This window comes from Vagococcus hydrophili, assembly GCF_011304195.1.
Classification (GTDB): Bacteria; Bacillota; Bacilli; order Lactobacillales; family Vagococcaceae; genus Vagococcus; species Vagococcus hydrophili.
Genome location: NZ_CP049887.1, coordinates 2,432,999 through 2,457,128, shown reverse-complemented (window position 1 = coordinate 2,457,128; position 24,130 = coordinate 2,432,999). Strand labels below are relative to the sequence as shown.

Sequence of the window (24,130 nt, the reverse complement as noted above, 5' to 3'; positions counted from 1 at the left end):
TGATTATTCTGTTTCGCTTTTAGCTTGTTGTGGTAAGACCACGTTCATGATGATTCCAAATAAAGTTGCTAGAGCCATACCTGAGACTGCTACTGTTCCTGCTTGGAATGTTAAACCACCAATGCCGATAACTAAGATGACTGAGGCGATTAATAAGTTACGTTTTTGATTAAAATCAATGTTGTTGTCAATTAATATTTTTAATCCGCTTGAAGCAATCACTCCGAACAAGATGAAGCTAATTCCAGCAATAACTGGTCCAGGGATACTTTGGATAATCGCTGTTAATTTACCAACAAATCCTAAGATCATTGCTAAAGTTGCTGCTCCTCCGATAACGAAGACGCTGTGTACTCGTGTAATAGCTAAGACACCGATGTTTTCACCGTAACTTGTTACAGGAGGTCCACCCACAAGTCCAGCCACAATTTGTGCTAACCCGTCACCCATCAATGTTTTATGTAGGCCTGGATTTTCATAGAAGTTACGTTTTGTTAATTTGTTAAGGACCATTAAGTGACCGATGTGCTCTGTCATGGTTACAAAAGCGATTGGCGCCATAGTCACGATCGCTGTAATATATAATTTAGGTGGATAAGTAACAAAAGGTACTTGGAAGTTTGGTACGGCAAACCATGCTGCGTCTTTAATTGGTTGAGTGTCCACAATTCCGAAGATTAGAGCTACGATGTACCCACAAACAATTCCTAGTAAGATTGGAATTAAGCCTAAGAAACCTTTTAAATACATGTTGAAGATAATTGTTAGAACTAACGTAATAAGTGCCACTGCAATGTATTTCACATTATAAAGTTGTTCTGGCGTTCCTAAATTTTCAAACATGGCTTGATTGGCGGCATTCGCTGCTAAACCTAGTCCGATAACCATTACGACTGGACCAACCACGATTGGTGGTAATAAGCGGTCTAACCAAGCTGACCCTGCTTTTTTAACAATCATGGAAACAATCAAGTAAACTAAACCTGTTGTTAAGGCTCCTAGCGCAATTGCCGGATAACCTGCATCCTTCATTAACATTTGCATGGCTGCGATAAAGGCAAAACTACTTCCTAAGTAAGCCGGTATTTTCCCTTTCGTGACAAACAGGTAAACTAAAGTCCCAAGCCCTGAACTGAAAAGGGCGATTCCTGGGTTAATTCCGACTAAAATTGGTACTAAGACCGTTGCCCCAAACATGGTGAAGAGATGCTGCAAACTAAGTCCTACCCACTTAATACCGCTTGGCTTATCATGTATATCTAAAACAACATCTGGATTTCTAAATTCTTTACTCATTTTTTTCTTCTCCTTTGTATTAAAAAAGCCTCGTATCTATAGTTAGAAACGAGGCGTACGGAAACAGACAATAAAAGAATTCACTAACTCCTCTAAAGTATCTATTTGCGCTTTTCCTAGTCTCTCTGGACTTGATTAAAAAGCTTATTTATTTTTTCTGATTAAAATTCTATCTGATCCTTCAACTTCTTCAACGGCTACAATAATTTGCTCTGATTTTGCAGTTGGAATGTTTTTTCCCACATAATCAGCGCGAATCGGTAACTCTCTGTGTCCACGATCCACTAAGACAGCTAACGAAATTTTATCCGGACGACCAATATCCATAATCGCATCAAGTGCTGCACGAATCGTTCTCCCTGTAAAAATCACATCATCCACTAAAATGACTTCTTTGTTTTCAAGAGCAAATGGAACGTTTGATGCGTTAATCGTTGGTTCTTCTTTTTTAGCTTCGTGATTATCGTCTCTGTATAGTGTAATATCTAATTCACCAACAGGAACTTCAACTCCTTCAAGTTGTTTTAAACGTTCTGCAATTCTTCTCGCTAAGTGAATCCCTCTTGTTTTAATCCCTACTAAAACGATATCGTCAATTCCTTTATGACGTTCAATAATTTCATAAGTAATACGTGTTAAAGCTCTACTCATTGTCATTTTATCAACAATTTCATTTTCAAACACTTAGCTTCCTCCTAAAAAAATCCAATAAAAAAACTCTTATCCATGAAAGAATAAGAGGGAATTTGTCTACTTAAATTAATTAACTTACTTCAAGGTACAGCATACCCGTCTAAAGTTAACTTAATTCCTTCTTAGCCTCTCTGGACTACTCTTAAAGGATCTCTATTTATTTATTAAAGTAATAATACCTTAAAATGACAGATTAATCAATGTTTTTGCGTAATTCTTCTAAAGTTTCTACAAAAATTTCTGGTAGCTCACTCTCAAAGGTCATTAATTCATGACTTGTTGGGTGCTCAAAACCTAATGTTCTCGCATGTAGGAACTGACCATTTCCTTTTAAGCTTTTCTTAGGTCCATATAATGGATCTCCAGCAATTTGGAAACCAATGTAATCCATATGAACACGAATTTGATGGGTTCTACCCGTCTCTAATTGGCACTCCACTAAAGTGAACTTTTCGAAACGTTCTAAGACTTCAAAATGCGTAATCGCTGGTTTACCATCTTTAACTACGGCTTGTTTCTGACGATTTTCTTTACTACGACCAATTGGTGCATTAATTGAACCTTTTTCATGAGGAATCACACCGTGAACAAGGGCTACATATTTTCTTAAAGCTTTTCTTTCTTTTAATTGATCCGCCAAATAAAGATGAGCCTCATCATTTTTAGCAACCATTAAAAGTCCGGACGTATCTTTATCAATACGGTGAACAATACCTGGTCGAATCACATCATTAATAGTAGAAAGTTTATCACTATGGTTCATTAACGCATTAACCAAAGTGCCATCTGGATGTCCCATTGACGGATGAACAACCATACCTTGAGGTTTGTTAATGACCATCACTTGATCATCTTCATAAACAATATCTAAAGGAATATCTTGAGCGATTGCTTCAATCACTTGTGGTTCAGGTCGATCAATTACGATTTTGTCATCCACTTTTACTTTATAATTAGCTCTAGCGATTTCGTTGTTAACGGTAACGCGTTCACTTTTTAACCATGCTTGAATCTGTGATCTTGAAAATTGCTTAAAAGCTTCTGTTAACACTTTATCCAATCTTCCTTTTTCATCTGTAATTGTATAATTTAATAATTCCATTTATTCGCTCCTTAAGTCTAATTCCTACCTATTCTATCACAGTTTTACGTGAAAAAGAAAAAAGAACCTAACATTTTGGTTAGATTCTAATCTTTTACATCAAAGACACCAACAATTCCGCCGTCTTTTTGTTTTGAAGCAGCTTTTAAAAATAATTTTTCATCTGGGTATTTCTCAATTTTATAACTACCATCTTCTTGTTTCAAACCATCTAGTTCATCAAATGACGTGAAGTTTTCCATGTATTTATATTTTTTTGCTAACTCTTGTGTTTCTTTATCAAGTTTTTCAATCTCTTCTTTGTTAATCTCATCAACCGTGATTTTACCTGTATCTGTTGCGACTGTATCTGGTGCTTTTGTTCGCATAAATTCATTATAAACAAAGTAACCTCCACCTGCTAGTATCACCACAAATATTAGAATTGAAATAAATTTCTTCATTTTTACACCCTCTCGATTGATCTGGCAGACGTCATTCCTTCGATGATTTTCTTTACATCATGATATAATTCTTGAACTGGAATAAAGCGCGCTTTTCTCATATATTCTTTTCCCTCAACAAATAATAAAATAACCGGTGCTGTCATCACTGCAAATTCACCAGAAACTTGAGGAACTTCTACTGCATCGACCTCGATAAACGTCATCTCATGTTCAAATTCTTTCAATTTACTCTCAACTTGCGGTTTCAATCCATGACAAACACTACAATTTGGTTGAGTAAAATAAACAAAAGTAAATTCATTTGAAGCGATTATCTTTCGTATTTCTTCGATAGATTCTATTTTTTTAAACATCTCTTCACTCCTCTTACAAGCATTATATAAAACGAATGAATCCATGCCAAACTATATGTTTCATTATAGCACACCGTGATATTTTTTGAAGTCGTGAATTAAATTTTGATCGACTAACCACTCTAAAACAAGACAAGAGATCATAAAATCAACTTCTTTTTCATCACAAGAAATATCTTGCAACTTATTTTTTAGTTTATCTCTCAGACCCACAAGACTAGGTAACTCAAAATTCAATGGTAACCGAGTCAGATTAAACAGATATTTTTCCTGTTCAACTTTTAAGTAATCCATCTCATATAAAGTTTCCATGAAAATATCAGCTTTGTTGACTGCTGCTTCTTTACCTTTTTCCAGTCTTCGCAGTTTACGTTCACAATAATTGATAAAGTAACTAGGATTAACGTCACCAATTCTTTTTCTAATTGATAGAAATTCATCTGGCAAATCATTGTGATTTAATTTCAAATAATTAAAATAATCAGATAGGTTATTTGAATAATAAGGTTGGTACGTTCCAAAAGAAAAGAATGTTGCTTTTTTACCAGTAACCTCTGTGTACCTCGTTGGGAGTTTTAGCCATCTCTTGGCGTTTTCAGTTGTTTCATAAACCGTTAAGTCAGACGATGTGCCATTTTTAAAGAGTTGGTGCAACACAGACAGATAACGTTCTTCTGCTGGTTTATTATTTAACTCTTCTTTTAATGAGTTAATTTCTATATTTTCTAAAAAACGATGCACTTGATTAATTAAATTACCCTGTTCATCAGCTGAAATGAAATTCCCTGCGTATTCATAACGCCCATGATGTCGTGAAACGAATCCATCCTTTATCATTTCATCAATCAAATGATCCATGTTGGTTGTTTCAGAAATATTTCTTTTAATTTCCCGTAATGTCACTTCTTGATTTTGATGCGTCAATAAATAGTCAAGTATCTCTTCAAAAATTGGCAACATCATCAATTGATGCTTTTCAACATCAAAAGGCTCATTGTTTAATTTAATTAACAACGATAATCCTCCTTTCAAAAAAAGATCAAAACAAAAGTCAGAAAATCTTTTGTTTTGATCTTTCACTTTTTTAGTTAAATGCGTTTGTTAATGGAGGTACCACTTGTTTTTTACGTGAAACCACACCACTAAGTACTGCCGTGTTGTTTTCTAATTTAACACCGAAAGCTGTTTCTACTTTTTCTTTAGGCTCTCCAACCACAAGAACAACTGAATCACTTTCTAAAATGTTTGTAACAACTAAGACAAACATATCAAAACCATTCAATTCATTTTGTTTAGCCATTTCAGCTTCAAGTTCTGCTTGACGAGATAATACATCGTTAACATCTACTGTATTCACTTGACCAATACGTAAGTTTTTGCCACCCATTGGGAATGATTTAGCATCTGCATCAATCAATTGTAAGGCAGTTTTATCAGCCAGGTTAGTACCTGCTTTTAACATATCTAAACCGTAAACATTCACGTCCACGTCAGCAATGTCAGCTAATTCTTTCGCTGCTTTTACGTCTTCTTCTGTACATGTTGGTGATTTGAATAATAATGAATCAGAAACAATCGCTGAAAGCATTAAACCAGCAATATTTTTTGGAATTTCAATGCCATGTTCTTTATATAATTTTAAGATGATTGTGTTCGTACAACCAACTGGCTCGCCTCTGTAGTATAAAGGGTTCGCTGTTTCAAAGTTTGCGATTCTGTGATGATCCACAACGGCTAAAACTTCTAATTCTTTAATATCAGAAACACTTTGTTGCACTTCGTTATGATCCACTAACATTACGCTATCCACTTCGTTTTTAGCTGTTTCAATCACGCGAGGTGCTTCAACGTTAAAATAATTAAGTGCGAAAGCTGTTTCTTCATTGGGTGTTCCTAAAGCAACGGCTTCAGCGTCTACCCCTAATTTTTTTTGTAAGTAAGCATATGAAATAGCAGATGTAATCGCATCTGTATCTGGGTTTTGATGTCCGAAAACTAATACTTTTGACATAATAATAATTCCTCCAATATCGATATCTTGCCCTTTATTATAGCATAAATAAAAATTATCTTAATAGGTTTATGAAAGAAAATTTAGATAATCACCATCTTAATTATTTTTAAGCCAATATCTTCTTACCCAAACTTTTTCTTCTTCAATATAAACTTTATTCTCCAAGATAGCACCATTGTTTTCAATAACTCCTGCTGAACCAAGATTATCATCATCACAAGTCAATAGAACTGAAGTAATTTGGTGTTCCTTAGCCAACTTCAACCCTTCTTTTAACATCAGACTACCATAACCTTTTCATCTTTCAGAAGGTGCAACCGAATAACCGATATGTCCCCCAATTTTAGTTAAATAATCATTAAGTTCTAGTCTCAAATTTAATAGACCTAAAACTTTTTTACTGTCATTGTTAACTAACATATATTCCTTACAGGGAACAAAATTTTTATTCGGAATGGTTTCTTTGTTTTCTGATAATTTTAAGTATTCCAACCAGTCGCTAATCGTTTCAAACTCAACAAGAGAACTTGATCCGTGGATATAATCCGTAAATTCATCTTTATAATCTAAAATTTCTTTTTCAAAAGCCATACTTGGTTTTACTAAACTAACATTTTCTACCATAAAAAAAGCCTCCTAGTTTTCCTATTATCATACCATAGTAAACTTTGGAGGACATATATTAACTAATTAATTTTAAACCAACCGCAGCGAAAAGAATTAAACCGATAAAGAATAAACGCTTCGGATCTTTTGGTTCTTTATAGAAAATAATTCCTAGAATTGCCCCACCTGATGCCCCAATTCCTGTCCAGACTGCGTAAGCTGTACTCATTGGTAAACTTTCGATGGAATAAGAAAGGAGTAAGAAACTCATACCAAACATAATAATTAACTTAATCAAATTTTTCTTTGATTTCTCACTTACATACTGATTGATACTATTCACACCCAGCATTTCAAAAATACCGGCAAAAACTAGACTAATCCAAGCCATTTTATTTCCCCTCACTTTCTTCTTTACCACCAGATGATAATTTAAGTCCCATTACACCAATTAATAAAATTACTAAGAAGACAACTGTCATTGCACCAACTGGTTGTTTAAAGACAAAAGCATCTACTAAAATCGTTCCTGTTGTGCCCAGTCCAACGAATACTGCATAAACTGTTCCAACAGGTAGCTTCTCCCCTGCTTTAATCATTAAATAAAAACTTACAAAAATAGCAATAACTGTTCCTCCCCATTCAAGTGGAGTTGATGCGTGTTTTAAACCAACAACCCACATCACCTCAAATACTGCTGCGACTAAAATTAATAACCAACTACGATTCATACTAATCTCTCCTTCTAAATATAATAGTTCCACACAAAAAAGCCCGAAGAGTAAATTCTCCCAGGCTTTTGTCCTTCCGTGTGCGTAGCAATCATTACTACGGGCTTACTCTCGGACCAGTCTAATCAATTTGATTACGGAACCCTAGTAAGTTCTTCTAGCTATTTGTATCATTCGATTATAGCAACTCAATTTCAAAAGTCAACTATCTCGTTTGATATTTTGTATAATCTTGGATATGCAAGATATCTTGTGCATTTTTCACGCGTTCCTGAGTAGGTGGATCGATTCCTTCTAAAGGATATGTTAACCCTAACTCTTCCCACTTGTAGCGCCCCATTGTGTGATAAGGTAAAATTTCAACTTTATCCACGTTATTCAACGTTTTGATAAATGCGTCTAAACGAATTAAATATTCATCATAATCACTTCTGAATGGGACTAAGACGTGTCTAATCCAAACTGGTTTGTTAATATCAGATAAATGTTTTGCCATTTCTAAGATATTATCATTTGGATTTTTTGTTAATTTTTTATGTGCTTCATTGTCAATGTGTTTAATATCAAATAACAGTAAATCTGTGTATTTCATCAACTCATCAAATTGACTAATAAATGGTTCCTCATAAGTAAACGGTCGACCACAAGTATCAATGGTTGTGTGGATGCCATGAGCTTTGGCTTTTTTAAACAAATCAGTGATAAATTCAGGTTGTAAAAGTGGTTCACCACCACTAATTGTAATCCCACCTTTTTCACCCCAATAACTCTTATAACGCAGCGCTTCTTCTAAAATTTCATCAGTTGTCACTTCACGTCCACCATTGATTTTCCACGTGTCCGGATTATGACAAAACTCGCATCTCATGCGACATCCTTGCATAAATACGATAAAACGAACTCCCGGTCCATCTACAGTCCCAAAATTTTCAGTTGAGTGAATTCTTCCAGTAACTTTTTCTGTCATAACTTTCCATCCCTTATTTTAAAAGAGGCGACCGAAGTCTTCAGCCGCCTCTTCATTATTTATTTTTTAAATTACATTCTGTCGTGAGCAGTTCTTGAAATAACGTCTGCTTGTTGTTCTGGTGAAAGGTCGCGGAATTTAACGGCATAACCAGATACACGAATTGTTAAGTTTGGATATTTTTCTGGATGCGCTTGAGCATCTAATAATAAATCTGTTGTAAAGACGTTAACGTTTAAGTGGTAACCACCATTGTCAAAGTAGCCATCCATAACGTTACGTAAGTTGTTAACGCGAGTTGCGTCATCTTTACCTAAACCATTAGGATTGATTGTTTGAGTATTTGAAATACCATCTTGAGCGTTAGTATATTCTAATTTAGCTGTTGAATTTAATGATGCTAATAAACCATTTTTCTCACCTAAGAATTTACCATCTTGGTAACTTGGGTTAGCTCCTGGAGCAAGTGGTTTACCTGCACGACGTCCGTCAGGTGTATTACCTGTAGCTTTACCATAAACAACGTTTGAAGTAATTGTTAAAAGTGACGTTGTTGGTGTTGAGTTACGGTAAGTATGTTGACGTTTAATTTGTGTCATGAAGTATTCTAAAATCCAGTTAGCACATGCATCTGCTTCAGCATTGTCATTTCCGTAAGTTGGGAATTCGTTTGCTGGAACGTAATCAACTGCTAAACCATCTTCGTCGCGGATAACTTTAACGTTACCATGTTTGATTGCCATCATGCTATCTGTTGCATGAGAAATACCAGCAATACCTGTAGCGAAAGTACGTTTTAATTCAGTTTCCATGAAGGCTAATTGTGGTGCTTCATAAGCGTATTTATCATGCATGAAGTGAATCACGTTTAATGTATTAACATATAATTCTGCTAACCAATCCATGATGTCTTTGTAACGTTCTACAAATTCGTTGTAATCTAAAGTGTCACCTGTCATTGGGCGGAATTTAGGTCCAACTTGTGCTTTAGTTTTTTCGTCCACACCACCATTGATAGCATAAAGAACTGCTTTAGCTAAGTTAGCACGTGCGCCGAAGAATTGCATATCGTGACCCATAACTGTTGCAGACACACAACAAGCAATCGCACAATCATCTGATCCCCAGTTAGCTCTTAATAAATCATCATTTTCAAATTGGATTGAAGAACTTTCTTTTGCAATATGAGAAGCAAATGTTCTGAATCCTTCTGGTAAATGAGAAGAATATAACACTGTTAAGTTTGGTTCTGGAGATGGTCCCATGTTGATTAAAGTATGTAAAATACGGAAATCACTCTTAGTTACTAATGAACGACCGTCAACACCCATACCAGCGATTGATAAAGTAGCCCAAATTGGGTAACCAGAGAATAATTGGTTGTACTCAGGCGTACGAGCAAATTTAACCATACGTAATTTCATGATTAAATGATCAATCATTTCTTGTGCTTGATTTTCAGTGATTACACCGTTGTCTAAGTCACGTTGGATATAAATATCTAAGAAGGCTGAGATACGTCCGATTGACATAGCTGCTCCATTTTGAGATTTAATAGCTGCTAAGTAACCAAAGTAAGTCCATTGGATCGCTTCTTGAGCATTTTTAGCTGGTGCAGAAATATCAAATCCGTAATAAGTAGCCATTTCTTTAATGTCTGCTAAAGCTCTGATTTGTTCAGAAACTTCTTCTCTTAAGCGGATGATGTCATCCATCATTACTTTGTTACCAACGTTAGATAAATCTTTTTTCTTTTCAGCGATTAAGAAATCAATACCGTATAAAGCTAAACGACGGTAATCACCGATAATACGTCCACGTCCGTAAGCATCTGGAAGACCTGTAATAATTTTATTTTTACGAGCAGCTCTCATTTCAGGAGTATAAGCGTCGAATACACCTTGGTTATGAGTTTTTCTCCAATCAGAGAAGATTTTTGTCATTTCGTCGTCCATTTCGTATCCATTAGATACTAATGCGTTGTTTGCCATATTAATACCACCATAAGGCATAAATGCTTGTTTCAATGGTACGTCAGTTTGTAAACCAACAATTGTTTCTTCTTCTTTGATTAAATAACCTGGTTCATGTGATGTAATTGTAGCAGGGATATTTGTATCCATATCGTACACACCATTTTTTTCGTGTTGTACTTCGAATAATTCTTGTAATCTTTCCCATAATTTTTCAGTACTTTCAGCAGCTGGCTCTAAGAAACTGTCATCACCTTTGTATTCAGTGTAGTTTTTTTGAATAAAATCTCTAACATCCACACTTGTACGCCATTTGTCGCCTTTAAATCCATCCCAATGTCCCATTATTGAGAGCCTCCTTAAAATTGTTGTTTTTAGTTTTTTAATTCGTTTATGTTTTACATGCTCAGTATAACACAAAAACACTTCAATGCAAGTGTTATAGTGAAAAAAAGAGTTAAATATTAAAAATTCTTAAAAAAGTTTTCTAAAAACCATTGTTACAGGCTTTCATTCACATTATCAATTGTTAATTCTGTATCAATTAATTCTATTTCTGTACTATAACAGAGCGTTAAACTGTCCCTTCTGACATATAACAGGAGTGATTTTTATGCCGTGTTTTCTACTTTTTTCACTAATTATTTTCAATAATTAGTCTATACTATTCAAAGAGTAAAAAAAGGAGGATATCAATGAAGACAATTTATCTTATCAGACATGGTCAAACGCTCTTTAACTTGCAGCATAAAATTCAAGGGTTCTGTGACTCCCCGTTGACACTCTTAGGGATCGAACAAGCAAAAATTGCTGGAAATTATTTTCGTGATAACGAAATCTTACTTGATGAAGCTCATACTTCAACTTCTGAGAGGGCAATTGACACCTTACAACTTATTTCCAACCTTCCTTTTAAAACACATAAGAATTTAAGAGAATGGAATTTTGGTGACTATGAGGGGGAAGGCGAACATCTTAATCCTCCCCTCCCATACAATGATTTTTTTGTTCAATTCAACGGTGAATCTCAAGAACACGTAGCAGATAGAATTAACAAAGCGATTCAAGATATCGTTTTTTCTTCTCATAACCAACATATCCTAATTGTTTCTCACGATGCTGCTATTGCTAATTTTTACCGTGTTTGGGAATCCTTTAGTTCAGTTAAGCGAGAATCTAGCATTAAAAACTGTTCTATTTTAAAATATGAGGTTCAAGACGCGGCGTTTGTTTTAAAAGAGATTATTAATCACGATTATTCTCATCTAAACTAAAAAAGCGATTAACCATAAAATCTGATGGTTAATCGCTTTTTGGATTAATTTAGTTACTCAACAATTTTAGTACTTACTTCAATTATAGAACCATCTACTTTTTCATCATTAACAAATGAACCGTTAGATTGGCGGTCATTGATTCCCAAATCCTTGTAATCTACTGTATAAACAGAATTTGATTCTGTTTGGATATTAATTAATTGATTCTCAACATTCTTCACAACAGCAAAGACACGGTGTGGATTACTCTTCAACTCACGCAGCACCATTAAGCCACGTTTTGCTCGACCTAATTTACTTAGTTCATTGACTTTCATTCGTTTGACTGAGCCTCTTTGAGTCACTAAAGTAATGGTTGATTTTTCATTTTTATCTAAAATTAAACCGTTGACTACAAAATCTTGATCTTTAAGGTTAATAGCTTTAACCCCTGAAGCTTTTGCTCCAACAACTGGAACTTCCTCTAAGTCATAATATAGACCAAAGGCTAAATGTGTTACTAATAAGACATCTTTACTTTGCATACCATCAATCAGTTCAACTGCAATCACTTCATCTGTTTCTGTTTTTAATTTCATGCCTAAAGTCGGGCGACTCTTATACGTTCTCCAAACATTAAACTCACTCATATTAGTTCGTTTAATCATACCTTCTTTCGTCGCAAAGACAAATTGAAGATTCTCTGTGATTTCTGTGTACGGGAAGACACCGATAATTCTTTCATTAGCATCTAATGATGTGATAGTTAGAGAGAAATGCTCACCAACATCTTTCCATTTTTTATCAGCTAATTCATGAACTTGACGGTAAATCATATTTCCTTTATTCGTTGCGATCAACAGATGATTATGCGTATTTAATTGTCCACTAAAGACAAGGCTATCTGTTTCTTTCATCTCAATAACATCGTCTTTTGATGCTCCAAATGATCTTAAACTACTACGTTTAGCATAGCCTTCTTTAGTTATGCTTACCATCACATCTTCTTGAGGAATTAAAACAGCCGTTTCAATCGTGATTTCTTCGATTTCTTCTTCAAGTTTAGTTAATCTTGGTGTTTGGTATTGCTTTTTAACTGCTCTTAACTCAGATTTCATCACATTAAGAAGTTCTTTTTCATTATTTAAAATCTGCATTAATTTTTCAATTAATTCAGCTAATTCTTGGTTTTCTTTCTCTAATGCGGTGATATCTGTATTCGTTAAACGGTAAAGTTGTAATGATACGATTGCTTCAGCTTGTTCTTCTGTAAAAGCATAAGAAGCCACTAAATTCATTTTTGCATCTTTTTTATCTTTACTACCTCGAATTGTCGCAATCACTTGATCCAAAATAGATAAAGCTTTAATCAGACCGCTCACAATATGTTGACGATTCTTCGCTTTTTTCAGTTCAAACTCACTGCGTTTTCTAATAACTGTTTTTCTATGACTAATATAAGCACCTAAAATAGCTTGTAATCCCACTTGTTCAGGGCGTAAATTATTAATAGCTACCATATTAAAGTTATAGTTAATTTGTAAATCAGTGTTTTTAAATAAGAAGTTCAAAACTGCAGTAGCATCCACTTCTTTTTTAAGCTCCACAACGATTCTAAGTCCTGTACGGTCACTTTCGTCACGAACTTCAGATATACCTTCTAAGCGACGGTTTAAACGCATTTCATCCATTTTTTTAACCAAAACAGCTTTATTCACTTCGTAAGGAATTTCTGTAATAACGATTTGTTCACGTCCAGCTTTTAAAGGTTCGATACTTGTTTTAGAACGTAAGTTAACTTTTCCTTTACCTGTTTCATACGCTTTTTTAAGTTCTTTTTTCCCTTGTAAAATCCCACCTGTTGGAAAATCTGGTCCAGGAATAAACTCCATTAATTTATCTAAAGAAGCATTAGGATGGTCAATCAAATGAATTGTTCCATCAATGATTTCTCCTAAATTATGAGTTGGAATTTCTGTCGCGTAACCTGCAGAAATCCCTGTTGAACCATTAACTAAAAGATTTGGATATTTCGCTGGTAAAACAGTTGGTTCTTTTTCTGTGTCATCAAAGTTCCAAACAAAATCAACGGTCTCTTTTTCGATATCCGTTAATAGTTCCCCACTTAATTCAGAAAGACGCGCTTCCGTATAACGCATGGCAGCAGGTGGATCTCCGTCCATACTCCCGTTGTTTCCGTGCATTTCAATTAAAGGATTACGTAACTTCCAATCTTGACTCATACGAACCATTGCTTCATAAATACTGCTATCCCCATGAGGATGGTAATTACCCATAATATTCCCCACAGATTTAGCTGATTTACGGAAAGCTTTTTCGTATGTATTGCCGTCTTTGTTCATTGAATATAAAATACGGCGTTGTACTGGTTTTAATCCATCTCTAATATCAGGTAATGCTCTGTCTTGAATAATATATTTAGAGTATCGTCCAAAACGATCACCCATAATTTCTTCTAGAGTTAACTTTTGAATACCATGTCGTTCACTCATTTATCTTTTCTCTCCTTCACTTTGTGTTGATTAAAACAAACTATCTTGTTGAAATACTTCGTCAGTCGTTTGCTCTTGTGTTGAAGAAGTTGATCCTTCTAAAATACTACCATCTTCATCTAGAGAGAACTGAACATTTTTTTCAATCCAGCGTCTTCTAGGTTCAACTTTGTCGCCCATTAGTGTCGTTACACGACGTTCAGCTTTTGCCCCATCTTCAATTGTCACTTGAATCAACGTTCTTGTTTCTGGGTCCATTGTTGTTTCCCATAACTGATCCGCGTTCATCTCACCTAAACCTTTGTAGCGTTGTAACATATAGCCTTTACCCATGTTACTCGTCACTTGTTTCAACTCTTCATCTGTCCAAGCGTATTCAATCACAGCTTTCTTGCCATTTCCTTTTTGAACCTTATATAAAGGTGGTAAAGCAATATAAACTTTACCAGCTTCAACTAAAGGTTTCATATAACGATAGAAGAAAGTTAATAGTAAGACTTGAATATGAGCCCCATCGGTATCCGCATCGGTCATAATAATGACTTTATCGTAGTTACAATCATCAATATCAAAATCAGTACCGACTCCAGCACCAATAGTATAGATCATTGTATTAATCTCTTCATTTTTCATAATATCTTGAAGTTTCGCTTTTTCTGTATTAATTACCTTACCTCTTAATGGTAAAATCGCTTGGAATTTACGATCACGACCTTGTTTAGCTGAACCTCCGGCAGAATCCCCTTCGACTAAATATAATTCATTTTTCTTAGGATTTCTTGATTGAGCCGGTGTTAATTTACCTGATAATAAAGACTCGCCTTTACGACGTTTCTTACCATTACGGCTATCTTCACGAGCTTTTCTAGCTGCCTCACGAGCTTCACGAGCTTTAATCGCTTTTCTAATTAACATCTGTGACATTTCACTATTTTCTTGTAAATAGAAACCTAATTGCTCACTAATTACTGAATCAACCACGTTACGAGCTGATGGCGTTCCTAGTTTCCCTTTTGTTTGCCCTTCAAATTGAAGTAAATTTTCTGGGATTCTCACTGATATAATTGCAGAAAGACCTTCTCTAAAGTCTGTTCCTTCTAGGTTTTTATCTTTTTCTTTTAATAAACTCACTTTTCTAGCATATTCATTAAAAGATTTAGTTAAAGCTGTTTTCATCCCAGCTTCGTGGGTTCCCCCATCTCTCGTTCTTACATTGTTAACGAAAGATAAAGTATTTTCTGAATAGCCATCATTATACTGACATGAAAATTCAACTTCTATACCTTCTTTTTCACCTGAAAAATAAATAACTGGCGTTAACGTATCTTTATCTTCATTTAAATAGTCGATAAATTCTTTAATACCATCCTCAAAAAGAAAAACTTCTTCTTGATCATTACGTTCATCTGTTAGGGTGATTTTAATTCCTTTAAGTAAGAAAGCAGATTCTCTTAAACGTTCCGCTAAGATATCATAAGAAAAAACAGTGGTTGAAAAAATAGTTGGATCTGGTTTGAATGTAATCAGTGACCCGTTTTTCTTTTTAGACGGTTTAATTCGTTTTAATTTACCATCTGTGTGTCCACCATCTTTAAAGTCTATCTGAACTTCTTCGCCATTTTTAACTGTTTCTACATGGACATGACTAGATAAGGCGTTTACCACACTTGCCCCTACCCCGTGAAGTCCTCCTGATGTTTTATAGCCACCTTGACCGAATTTCCCACCGGCATGAAGAACTGTAAAAATAACTTCCACAGTTGGTTTACCAGATGCATGGATTCCTGTTGGCATTCCGCGGCCATAATCTCGAACACTCACACTATTATCTTGATGTATTGTCACATCAATTTCATTTCCGTAACCAGATAATGCCTCATCCACTGCATTATCAAAGATTTCAAATACTAAATGATGTAATCCTTTAGAATCTGTCGAACCGATATACATCCCCGGTCTCTTTCTTACTGCTTCAAGACCTTCTAGAACCTGAATCGACGTATCGTCATATTGTCTTTCAATTTTATCTGACACAAAAAAAACTCCTTTACATCATTTAAGTCAATGCTAAAAAGCATCTTATCACTTTATATATAGTACTTCAAAATGATTTCAAGATAAAGCAATTTTTCAGAACAAAAAAAAACAACTTGATGACAAGTTGGCTTAACCTTTTCATTTCGTCTACTTCCTTATTCTATAATAAATTTTGGAAAGTTGCAAAGCTTTGCGAGTTAATTTTAATCAAAAACTCTTTTATAGCAGTCATTAAATATCTGACACTGACTAAAAAAAGGCTTTCCTAGTTTCCTTTTTAAGTGTATATTTAAGGAGATGGCTGTTTACAGTTATATTAGAAAGGGTGATTATGTGTATCAAGAAAAGAAACCCGTTAATTTAAATGTTTTATTAGGTTCCTTATTTTTAGGATATTCCATGGTTTATATTGATAAATTATCTGTTGGTATCTCAATTGTTTCTATTAGTAAAGACATCCCAATGACTGAAAGTACCAAGGGACTTATTTTAAGTGCTTTTTTTATTGGTTATGCTTTGATGCAAATCCCAATGAGTTTTGCGATTAACAAGTTTGGCGCTCGATCTGTGGTCATTTTTTCAGTAATTCTTATCGGTATATTTGATTTTATTTTCGGTCTAAGCCAAAGTATTCAGATGTTAATTGCCGTGAGATTACTCTCTGGCATGTTTGCTCACTCTGGTTATGCTTCTGCTTCTAGTAAAGAAGTGATTGATAATTTCCCTGTGGAACGACGGACATTCGCTAAAGGAATACTTATTTCGTCTTCAGGATTTGCTGGTGTGATTGGACCTATTCTATTGTCTCCACTAATTGAAATGAAAGGCTGGCGTTTTGCTTATACTTTACTGACCATTGTTTCCTTAGTCATTGCTTTTATCATTTCATCTTCTATTCCTAAAAAAGATAAAAATCAAAAACAATCAGCATCTACAGCAAAAAAAATACCGATTCTTTCAGTTTGGAAAAACCCAACAATTTGGTTCCTATTTTTTGCGGCATTCTTTATTAATAGTTTATTGTACGGATTAAACAATTGGTTACCAACATTTTTAGTTTCTTACCGAGGAATTACTTTGCCTCAGTCTGGCATGATTAGTTCAGCTGTTGGTGTCTTCGCCCTAACAGGAGCAATCGGTGGTAGTTATATTGTTGGGAAGTTTTTCCGTAATCAAGATAAAAAAGTCATTATGGTTACTTCAAGTATTGGCTCCATTCTTGCTTTTGCTTCTTATTTTGTTTACAAACCAATTAACTTTATTTTAGTCCTTGGTTTTGCTACGTTATTCTTAACGTTAGGTTTTGTTACCTTAATGGCCATTCCTATGAAAATGTTTAGTGGCGAAGTCTTCGCACCGAGTTACTCAACCATTGCAACAGGTGGTATTATTGGTGGTGCTGTTGTTCAACTTGTCATCGGTTTTTTAGTCGAATCAAGTGAAACATTTTTAACTGCTTTTATCTACTTCCTTTGTTTAGGCTTATTAACAGCAGCGAGCTTAATTTTTGTTAAAATCCCCTCTCAAAATGAATCAATTTAAATTTTAAAAGACACCTCAGAGATTTTCATTCTAGTCTCTGAGGTGTCTTTATTTTATGTTTTAATCAGATGAAAGTTACTAGGTTGTTTAGCCATAATTGTAGGATGTTTTTCTAAATAGCCTGAAATTAACTCTGTCATATCAATCGTCACTTCTCGCACAATCTTTTCAGGTCCGAACATACCATAATCACCGCCACCAACTGCCCGGTATTGATTCATGACAACTTCTAATCTTTCATCATCTTGTATTTCTTTATCGTCTATTTTTAATTCAACCACACGTTGACCTTTTTCTTTCCTTATATCGAACGTATAGTCTATGCCGCTATATAAATCATAATTATAATGCTCCACTTTAGGTTCTAAGAACTCTTTACTTACACATAACTGATTCTCTTGATCTGTATCAAAGTAACTAGCACATCTTTCCAACGCCACCTTTAAATCGGCACCAGAGATGTCTAAGACCGCCACAGTATTAGGATAAATATAGTTCGTCACAATGTCACGCATACTAATACTTTCACCAAAACCTGTTCCATTATTATCAAAAAGAGCTGTCCCAGAAATCGCAACTCCTGTCACTTCCTTTTGAACGTCTTGAATAAATTCAATATAAGGATGACTAAATTCTCTGACTTTCATCGGATCAGTAATAGTCATATCCCCCTCGACTTTCCCTTGGGGTTGATCTAACCAATCTTCTACTTGATTTAACAAGGGTAAGAATTTCTCATGTAGCACTTGATTTTCAACCTCTTGATTAATTTCAATCAAACTAGCTTGGGATTTTTTTATTTTCTTAGTGACTTCATCAAAATCGAGGTCTACTCTACCTAAATATCGACCTTTGTCTCCTGGTTGAGTTACTGGACAAGGACCATCGTTCAAACTAATCACACGGTGTTGATGCCCTGTCAGTAAACAATCAATGCCCTCAACTTCATGAAGAAGAGCATAACCTTCATTTTCACCAGTTAAGACCTCTGTGGGTTCACCTGTTTCTAAATCACGCTCAAAACCACCATGGTAACTAACAATGACGATATCTGCTTCTTCTTTTAACTTTGGAACAAATTCTTTTGCTGTTTCTAAAGCTGATTTAAAAACCAACCCTTCAACTGTTTTAGGTTGTTCCCAATTAGGAATATACTGAGTGGTTAAACCTAAAACAGCGATTTTCACACCTTCACGTTCAATCACAACATAAGGACAATTTGTTAAAAAATCACCATTTGCTTTTAAAATATTGGCACAAATGATTGGGTAATTTAATTTACTAATAGTTTCTTCTAAAAATTCAATCCCATAGTTAAACTCATGATTTCCTAACACACCGCAGTCATAACCCATTTCATTCATCACATCAGCCATTGAACCTGCACTTGGATTTTTAGCTAGAAAATAACTAAGTGGTGAACCTTGTAAGAAATCACCATTGTCGATCTTGATTAAAGAACCTTGGACCGTTTTTTCTATTTTCTTGATCTGTTCTTTGACTTTTGTTAAACCAAAATCTAATGACTGATTTCTTTTTCTAAAATCGGTTGGATATAAAAACCCGTGAGTGTCGCTTGTCGATAATAGTGTTAACTCCATTAAACTCTCCCCTTATCCGTTGACTAATTTACTTCTTAATTTATTTGAAACAACTTCCACAATTAAAATTAGGACAATTAAGCCAATTAAAATTGAGCCTACTTGGTTCCAACGATATGAGTTCATTGCAAAGATTAATGGTGAACCAATACCACCAGCTCCAACTAAACCAAGAATTGTTGCATCTCTTAAGTTCATATCAAAACGATAAATCGTAATTGATGCAAAATTAGCGATTAATTGAGGAATAATTCCAAAACGAATTTTCTCAAACGTCGTACATCCCATTGAATCCATTGCTTCAAGAACACCGTGATCAATGTCTTCAATAATATCCACATAAAGTTTTGAGACCATCCCAATTGATGTCAGTGACATGGTCATCGCCCCAGCAAAAGGTCCAGGACCTGTGACACGAACAAACATCAATCCGTAAACTAAGGCTGGTACAGTTCTAATCACGATAACTAAGAAACGCATCACTAAGTAAACTGGTTTAGGAACAATACTAGGTGCCATTAAAAAGGCCACCGGGATAGATAAAATTGCGCCAAAGATTGTTCCAATAAATGCGATACAAATTGTTTCAAATAATAAGTAAAATACACCTTGGTTCGTAAAATTCCATAGTAAGTCCATGTCAGGAGTCAAAATCCCTTGAATAATCTTACTCGCAATTTTCCAACCACCTTCATCTACTGCATTAAATTCGATAGCTGAAAGCGACCAAATAAAAGAGCCTACAATGATCGTTGTTAACAACAAATATTGCATTTTTTTAGAAGGTTCTTGTCTTAATTTTGCTTCTATTGCTTGATTCATTATTTTCTCCTTTATCTACTGTAACTTTTTACGGGCATATTCACTGATTGTCTCAATGATAGCCACAGTTAAAACCAATACTAATAAAATTGTTCCAACATTAGCATATTCACGCCAACCTAATTGCTCGTTTAAGATGATACCTAACCCACCAGCACCAACATATCCTAAAATTGAAGCGTATCTTAAATTACCTTCAAAGTTAAAAAGAGTCGTTGATAAAAATGTTGGTAAAATTTCAGGAACTACTGCATAGCGAAACGCTTGAAAACGAGTCATTCCCATTGATTCAAGGGCTTCAAACGTTGACATGTCTAAGGATTCAATTTGCTCATAAGTTAATTTCCCGACATAAGCTACTGTAAAGATGAAAATAGCTAAAGTCCCTGCCATAGTGCCTAAACCAAAAATAAAGGTAGCGATAAGTGCTGTAACAATCGTTGGTAATGTTCTTAAGATACTAAATAATAATTTAAAAAATCCTGTAATCACACGATTATGGACAATGTTTGATGACGCTAAAAGAGCTAAAGGAATCGAAACAATTGCCCCAACTAAAGAACCTAAAAGAGACATTTTAATCGTGTCAAAAAGCGGTGCCCACACGCGATCTAAAAATGATAAGTCTGGCGGAAACATTCCCTTTAAAATTACAAAAAATTGATCCCCACGAGTCATCAGCGCATAAAAATCAAACTTAGTGACTCTCATCGCAATAACAGTAAAAATAAATAGTACTAAAACGACAAATGGCGTTGATGATGGTTTTTCCACCACAGTTTTACCATTACTTAAAGTAATCGTCTTTCCTTTCAATAGTGATTTCATCATTAGTTACCTTCCTGTTCGTCTTTCAAGTAAATTTCATCTAAAACCTCTTGAGTTACTTTTTCTGAAGGGCCATCATAGACAATTTCACCTTTACGAATTCCAATCACGCGATCAGCATATTCTAAAGCTAAATCAACGTGGTGAATGTTAATTAATACGGAGATATTTAAATCCTTGTTAATTCGTTTAAAATCATCCATTACCACTTTTGCTGTCACTGGATCAAGAGCTGCTACTGGCTCATCTGCCAAGATAACTTCAGGCTTTTTAGCCAATGTTCTAGCTAAAGCCACACGTTGTTGTTGCCCACCTGATAATTGATCCACACGAATATAAGCTTTATCTAAGATACCAACATTATCTAAACTTTCTAAAGCTGTAATTTTTGCTTCTTCTGGGAAGACACCTAATATTCTTCTCCACCAAGATAATTCAGGAACTGCAGAGATTAATACATTTTTTAACACTGTGGCTCTAGTAATTAAGTTGAAGGATTGGAAAATCATCCCAATAGTTTTTCTAAACTCACGAACTTCTTTTCCTTTAATGTTTTTAACGTCTGTTCCGTTAACCATTAACGACCCATCAGTGATATCATGCATTCGGTTAATACAACGAATCAAAGTTGATTTCCCTGCACCAGATAAACCGATAATCGCAACAAACTCACCTTGTTCAATTTCTAAATCAATGTCTTTTAGCCCAACATAACCATTCGGATATTTCTTTTGGACTTTATCAAATTTAATCATAATATTCCTTTCTTAAAAATAAACTGTCGCTATTTTTTAGGATAGCCACAGTTTATTTATCTCTTATTGAAAGAGGATTTATTTTTTAGTTGATTCTTGGATCATTTTTTGAGCTTTACGTTCATTGTCATAATCCTTAGATGTTGATTCTTTGTACCCTTCATGACTGTAGATTGAAATAACTTTTTTACCTTCTTCTGTTTTACCAATGTTAATAAAGGCTTTTTGTAAAGCTTTTTTCAAATCTTCGTCAACCACTTTAGAGTTTTTGCTTACTGAAATAGTATCGTTATAAATTGCTGGTGTTACACCAATAACGTTTGTTTCATCCCAGATACCTTTTTCACGGTTGTATTCTTTTGTCCAATTTTTCTCGAAGTCACGACGAGCATCAGCATAAGCTAAGACCACATCTACCTGACCTGAAGCCAAACGAGCAAAGGCACTACCGTAAGAATCAGATTGAACAATATTTTTTAACTCAGATAAGTTTTTATCATAGTTTTCTTTTAACCATAAACTTGGATAGATATATCCAGCTGGTGAAGATGAACTCATTACACTCCATGAAGCGCCATTTAAATCATCCCAAGATAATTCTTTACCTTCGTTGACTTTTTTAGCTAATGCTTGACCTTTTGAAGATGGTCCAGCGATCATAAGTGCACGGTAAGATTCAGCTTGTTTGTCTGTTGGTTTTGTTGGTTTGTTGTCGTTCCAATCTTTTGCTTTATCAGAATCAATTGAAAGACCCGCACGAGTTGCTGTTAATAATACTTCAGCGCCATCATCATATAAAACATATGTTCCACCAGGAATAAATCCTACATCAAGTGTACCTGATGATAAAGATTCACCTACAGCTTCAAAGTTAGTACCTACTGTAATATCAATGTTTTTAACATCATAACCTTCTTTTTTTAACTCATCTTGTAACAAGTTCTTTAAAGGATCTGTTGCAGAAACAATTTCTTCTGGATCACGTGAAGGAACAAACCCAACTGATAATTTATCAATCGTTTTTGAGCCATCTGCATTCTTTTTATCTCCGTCTGATTTGCCACCACAAGCTGTTAATGTTACCACTAACGCTAAAACACCAGCATACTTAAATACCTTCTTAAACAATTATTTTTCCCCCTAAAATGCTTTATTGTGTACATCCTGTACTGCATTGAGTATATCACCTGTTATTCTTTAATTCTATGGATTACAAAATTTAAACTGATATTTTACATTTATAATACCTATTATTAATAGTTTATAAAAATTGAAGGAGAAAAGCTTTAACAACACTCATTAAATACTAATTTTCTTCACAATATAACGGTTTTTTAGTACACATAAGACTTTAGACTGATTTCTATTAATACTCGTTGACACACTATACATCGTGTCGTATAGTATAAGGTGTCAGGAGGGATATAACTTTGGATATTCAATTACGTCGCGGTTTACTCGACTACTGCGTTCTTGCAGTGCTTAAAGAAGAAGATTCGTATGGGTACATGATTATAAAAAAAATGACACCCATACTCGAGATTTCAGAATCAACGCTGTACCCTATTTTAAAAAGATTAGAAACCAATGCTTTTGTGTCCTCATATTCTGTAGAGCATAACGGACGTTTAAGAAAGTATTACAAAATCACACCTAAGGGCAGTGAAAAATTAATGTCATTCAATGATGAATGGCATGAAATCGAAAAAGTTTACAACTATATAAAAGGAGCGAATGAATTATGAACCAAAAAGAATTTATTACACGATTAAGACGTGAGTTAGTCAAGAGGAATGTGCTTGATACAGAAACCCATATCAATTACTATCAAGAAATTATTGCGGATTACGTTGAAGATGGCGTCAGCGAAGAAGAAGCTGTCGCTAAGCTAGGATCTATGGAAGATCTCGTATTGTCAATTGCAGGCAACAACGTCAGTTCTGTAGAGCTCAGATCAGAGAAGCAAAAAAGCCCGTTAATTTGGTTTTTATTAATTGTTGGTTCACCACTGTGGTTATCGATTTTACTATCCATTATTTTATTGCTTTTATCTGGAATTATTATCCTGTGGTGTTTGCCTCTTATTTTAGGTTCTTTAAGCTTTGCCTTCTTAGTCACGGGCATTGTCAGTTTAGTTGGGGCAACTTTTAACAGTAGCTTCTATTATATAGTGACACAATTAGGAGTGGGAGTCTTCGCATCTGGTTTAGGATTACTTTGTTTAATTGGAACGACATCGTCTACGCAAGTTATCTCATCTTTAGTCAAAAAACTAACAACACCCCTAACAAAAATTTTTAGTCAGAGAGGAAGAATATTCTAATGAATTATTCAAAAGAAATTGGTAAAAAAATTATTTGGATCAGTATCAGTATGATGGTAATTGGATTTGTGATTGCCGCCCTAGGTTTTTCAATGTCTGGTATGGATTATGAAAAATATCAAACAGATCATAAAAAGTGGTATCAAGTCATCTCAATTCCTAAAGATTAAATAGACAAAAAATCACGCTTGTTATTCGGTTTTTCTTTAATCGATTCTATTGTAGCAATAAACCTTTCATGGTAAAATTACTTTTAACCTAAGGAGGTTTTT

Annotated in this window: 25 protein-coding genes and 1 riboswitch; of the genes, 5 read left to right on the top strand and 20 right to left on the bottom strand. The window is 34.7% G+C overall.

Annotated features, from left to right (window positions below; translation table 11 throughout):
* Positions 1-3: 3 nt before the first annotated feature.
* From G7082_RS12060 to pflB, 13 genes are all read right to left on the bottom strand, one after another.
* Complete coding sequence (locus G7082_RS12060) at positions 4-1,296, bottom strand: solute carrier family 23 protein (RefSeq protein WP_166035297.1); 1,293 nt, start codon at positions 1,294-1,296, stop codon at positions 4-6.
* 144 nt (positions 1,297-1,440) lie between these two features.
* Positions 1,441-1,980, bottom strand: coding sequence for a bifunctional pyr operon transcriptional regulator/uracil phosphoribosyltransferase PyrR (gene pyrR / locus G7082_RS12055; protein ID WP_166035296.1), 540 nt, complete (start codon positions 1,978-1,980; stop codon positions 1,441-1,443).
* Between the two features lie 202 nt (positions 1,981-2,182).
* A complete protein-coding gene (locus tag G7082_RS12050) occupies positions 2,183-3,091 on the bottom strand; it encodes an RluA family pseudouridine synthase (protein ID WP_166035295.1) in 909 nt (302 codons plus the stop codon).
* An 86-nt stretch (positions 3,092-3,177) separates the two neighbouring features.
* Positions 3,178-3,534, bottom strand: a complete 357-nt coding sequence (locus G7082_RS12045; protein ID WP_166035294.1) for a hypothetical protein — start codon at positions 3,532-3,534, stop codon at positions 3,178-3,180.
* A 2-nt stretch (positions 3,535-3,536) separates the two neighbouring features.
* Entirely contained in the window at positions 3,537-3,890 is a 354-nt protein-coding gene (locus G7082_RS12040) for a thioredoxin family protein (protein ID WP_166035293.1), read from the bottom strand.
* Between the two features lie 63 nt (positions 3,891-3,953).
* Positions 3,954-4,904, bottom strand: a complete 951-nt coding sequence (locus G7082_RS12035) for a DUF1803 domain-containing protein (RefSeq protein WP_166035292.1) — start codon at positions 4,902-4,904, stop codon at positions 3,954-3,956.
* A 70-nt stretch (positions 4,905-4,974) separates the two neighbouring features.
* On the bottom strand, positions 4,975-5,901 hold the full coding sequence (locus G7082_RS12030) for a manganese-dependent inorganic pyrophosphatase (RefSeq protein ID WP_166035291.1): 927 nt from the start codon (positions 5,899-5,901) through the stop codon (positions 4,975-4,977).
* Positions 5,902-6,000: 99 nt separating this feature from the next.
* Positions 6,001-6,162 carry a GNAT family N-acetyltransferase gene (locus tag G7082_RS12025; RefSeq protein WP_166035290.1) on the bottom strand — a complete coding sequence of 54 codons (162 nt, stop codon included), beginning with the start codon at positions 6,160-6,162 and terminating at the stop codon, positions 6,001-6,003.
* A gap of 39 nt (positions 6,163-6,201) precedes the next feature.
* Positions 6,202-6,528 (bottom strand): GNAT family N-acetyltransferase, encoded by a 327-nt coding sequence (locus G7082_RS12020; protein ID WP_166035289.1) that lies wholly within the window; start codon positions 6,526-6,528, stop codon positions 6,202-6,204.
* Positions 6,529-6,586: 58 nt separating this feature from the next.
* Positions 6,587-6,901 carry a DMT family transporter gene (locus tag G7082_RS12015; RefSeq protein WP_166035288.1) on the bottom strand — a complete coding sequence of 105 codons (315 nt, stop codon included), beginning with the start codon at positions 6,899-6,901 and terminating at the stop codon, positions 6,587-6,589.
* 1 nt (position 6,902) lies between these two features.
* On the bottom strand, positions 6,903-7,241 hold the full coding sequence (locus tag G7082_RS12010; RefSeq protein WP_166035287.1) for a DMT family transporter: 339 nt from the start codon (positions 7,239-7,241) through the stop codon (positions 6,903-6,905).
* Between the two features lie 55 nt (positions 7,242-7,296).
* Positions 7,297-7,400: riboswitch (guanidine-I (ykkC/yxkD leader) on the bottom strand.
* 46 nt (positions 7,401-7,446) lie between these two features.
* Positions 7,447-8,208, bottom strand: a complete 762-nt coding sequence (pflA, locus tag G7082_RS12005) for a pyruvate formate-lyase-activating protein (RefSeq protein WP_166035286.1) — start codon at positions 8,206-8,208, stop codon at positions 7,447-7,449.
* Positions 8,209-8,279: 71 nt separating this feature from the next.
* Positions 8,280-10,526, bottom strand: coding sequence for a formate C-acetyltransferase (pflB, locus tag G7082_RS12000; protein WP_166035285.1), 2,247 nt, complete (start codon positions 10,524-10,526; stop codon positions 8,280-8,282).
* Positions 10,527-10,870: 344 nt separating this feature from the next.
* On the opposite strand from pflB, the gene G7082_RS11995 reads away from it, so the two are divergent.
* Positions 10,871-11,455 (top strand): histidine phosphatase family protein, encoded by a 585-nt coding sequence (locus tag G7082_RS11995; RefSeq protein ID WP_238842731.1) that lies wholly within the window; start codon positions 10,871-10,873, stop codon positions 11,453-11,455.
* 53 nt (positions 11,456-11,508) lie between these two features.
* Here the strand turns inward: G7082_RS11995 and parC are convergent, their stop codons facing one another.
* The gene (gene parC, locus G7082_RS11990; RefSeq protein WP_166035283.1) at positions 11,509-13,950 is read right to left on the bottom strand and encodes a DNA topoisomerase IV subunit A; all 2,442 of its coding nucleotides are present in this window, start codon (positions 13,948-13,950) and stop codon (positions 11,509-11,511) included.
* Between the two features lie 30 nt (positions 13,951-13,980).
* Positions 13,981-15,984: a DNA topoisomerase IV subunit B gene (parE, locus tag G7082_RS11985; RefSeq protein WP_166035282.1), complete on the bottom strand. Its 2,004-nt coding sequence runs from the start codon at positions 15,982-15,984 to the stop codon at positions 13,981-13,983.
* 300 nt (positions 15,985-16,284) lie between these two features.
* Between parE and G7082_RS11980 the strand changes: the two genes are divergently transcribed.
* A complete protein-coding gene (locus G7082_RS11980) occupies positions 16,285-17,529 on the top strand; it encodes an MFS transporter (RefSeq protein WP_166035281.1) in 1,245 nt (414 codons plus the stop codon).
* A 53-nt stretch (positions 17,530-17,582) separates the two neighbouring features.
* Here the strand turns inward: G7082_RS11980 and G7082_RS11975 are convergent, their stop codons facing one another.
* The 5 genes from G7082_RS11975 to G7082_RS11955 all read right to left on the bottom strand — a co-directional run bounded on the left by G7082_RS11975 (position 17,583) and on the right by G7082_RS11955 (position 22,663).
* A complete protein-coding gene (locus G7082_RS11975) occupies positions 17,583-19,130 on the bottom strand; it encodes a bifunctional metallophosphatase/5'-nucleotidase (RefSeq protein WP_166035280.1) in 1,548 nt (515 codons plus the stop codon).
* Positions 19,131-19,142: 12 nt separating this feature from the next.
* A complete protein-coding gene (phnE, locus tag G7082_RS11970; RefSeq protein ID WP_166035279.1) occupies positions 19,143-19,952 on the bottom strand; it encodes a phosphonate ABC transporter, permease protein PhnE in 810 nt (269 codons plus the stop codon).
* A 15-nt stretch (positions 19,953-19,967) separates the two neighbouring features.
* A complete protein-coding gene (gene phnE, locus G7082_RS11965) occupies positions 19,968-20,783 on the bottom strand; it encodes a phosphonate ABC transporter, permease protein PhnE (RefSeq protein ID WP_202983106.1) in 816 nt (271 codons plus the stop codon).
* A complete protein-coding gene (gene phnC, locus G7082_RS11960) occupies positions 20,783-21,535 on the bottom strand; it encodes a phosphonate ABC transporter ATP-binding protein (RefSeq protein WP_166035278.1) in 753 nt (250 codons plus the stop codon). Before phnC ends, phnE (G7082_RS11965) begins: the two co-directional genes overlap by 1 nt.
* Positions 21,536-21,613: 78 nt before the next feature.
* Positions 21,614-22,663 (bottom strand): phosphate/phosphite/phosphonate ABC transporter substrate-binding protein, encoded by a 1,050-nt coding sequence (locus G7082_RS11955; protein WP_166035277.1) that lies wholly within the window; start codon positions 22,661-22,663, stop codon positions 21,614-21,616.
* 302 nt (positions 22,664-22,965) lie between these two features.
* Between G7082_RS11955 and G7082_RS11950 the strand changes: the two genes are divergently transcribed.
* Genes G7082_RS11950 through G7082_RS11940 form a run of 3 tightly spaced genes read left to right on the top strand, consistent with a single transcriptional unit; the run spans position 22,966 to position 24,028 of the window.
* Complete coding sequence (locus G7082_RS11950) at positions 22,966-23,280, top strand: PadR family transcriptional regulator (RefSeq protein WP_166035276.1); 315 nt, start codon at positions 22,966-22,968, stop codon at positions 23,278-23,280.
* A complete protein-coding gene (locus G7082_RS11945; RefSeq protein ID WP_166035275.1) occupies positions 23,277-23,858 on the top strand; it encodes a DUF1700 domain-containing protein in 582 nt (193 codons plus the stop codon). The genes G7082_RS11950 and G7082_RS11945 overlap by 4 nt, the downstream gene beginning before the upstream one ends.
* Positions 23,858-24,028: a hypothetical protein gene (locus G7082_RS11940; RefSeq protein ID WP_166035274.1), complete on the top strand. Its 171-nt coding sequence runs from the start codon at positions 23,858-23,860 to the stop codon at positions 24,026-24,028. The genes G7082_RS11945 and G7082_RS11940 overlap by 1 nt, the downstream gene beginning before the upstream one ends.
* Positions 24,029-24,130 lie beyond the last annotated feature (102 nt).

Excerpts from the sequence above, each read along its gene's own strand:
- G7082_RS11975 (WP_166035280.1), bottom strand. The coding sequence starts at position 19,130 with ATGGAGTTAACACTATTATCGACAAGCGACACTCACGGGTTTTTATAT.
- G7082_RS12010 (WP_166035287.1), bottom strand. The coding sequence starts at position 7,241 with ATGAATCGTAGTTGGTTATTAATTTTAGTCGCAGCAGTATTTGAGGTG.
- parC (WP_166035283.1), bottom strand. The coding sequence starts at position 13,950 with ATGAGTGAACGACATGGTATTCAAAAGTTAACTCTAGAAGAAATTATG.
- G7082_RS12060 (WP_166035297.1), bottom strand. The coding sequence starts at position 1,296 with ATGAGTAAAGAATTTAGAAATCCAGATGTTGTTTTAGATATACATGAT.
- phnE (WP_202983106.1), bottom strand. The coding sequence starts at position 20,783 with ATGATGAAATCACTATTGAAAGGAAAGACGATTACTTTAAGTAATGGT.
- G7082_RS12040 (WP_166035293.1), bottom strand. The coding sequence starts at position 3,890 with ATGTTTAAAAAAATAGAATCTATCGAAGAAATACGAAAGATAATCGCT.
- G7082_RS12020 (WP_166035289.1), bottom strand. The coding sequence starts at position 6,528 with ATGGTAGAAAATGTTAGTTTAGTAAAACCAAGTATGGCTTTTGAAAAA.
- G7082_RS11945 (WP_166035275.1), top strand. The coding sequence starts at position 23,277 with ATGAACCAAAAAGAATTTATTACACGATTAAGACGTGAGTTAGTCAAG.
- phnE (WP_166035279.1), bottom strand. The coding sequence starts at position 19,952 with ATGAATCAAGCAATAGAAGCAAAATTAAGACAAGAACCTTCTAAAAAA.
- G7082_RS12045 (WP_166035294.1), bottom strand. The coding sequence starts at position 3,534 with ATGAAGAAATTTATTTCAATTCTAATATTTGTGGTGATACTAGCAGGT.
- G7082_RS12030 (WP_166035291.1), bottom strand. The coding sequence starts at position 5,901 with ATGTCAAAAGTATTAGTTTTCGGACATCAAAACCCAGATACAGATGCG.
- G7082_RS12015 (WP_166035288.1), bottom strand. The coding sequence starts at position 6,901 with ATGGCTTGGATTAGTCTAGTTTTTGCCGGTATTTTTGAAATGCTGGGT.
- pflA (WP_166035286.1), bottom strand. The coding sequence starts at position 8,208 with ATGACAGAAAAAGTTACTGGAAGAATTCACTCAACTGAAAATTTTGGG.
- G7082_RS11980 (WP_166035281.1), top strand. The coding sequence starts at position 16,285 with ATGGCTGTTTACAGTTATATTAGAAAGGGTGATTATGTGTATCAAGAA.
- pflB (WP_166035285.1), bottom strand. The coding sequence starts at position 10,526 with ATGGGACATTGGGATGGATTTAAAGGCGACAAATGGCGTACAAGTGTG.
- phnC (WP_166035278.1), bottom strand. The coding sequence starts at position 21,535 with ATGATTAAATTTGATAAAGTCCAAAAGAAATATCCGAATGGTTATGTT.
- G7082_RS11940 (WP_166035274.1), top strand. The coding sequence starts at position 23,858 with ATGAATTATTCAAAAGAAATTGGTAAAAAAATTATTTGGATCAGTATC.
- G7082_RS12050 (WP_166035295.1), bottom strand. The coding sequence starts at position 3,091 with ATGGAATTATTAAATTATACAATTACAGATGAAAAAGGAAGATTGGAT.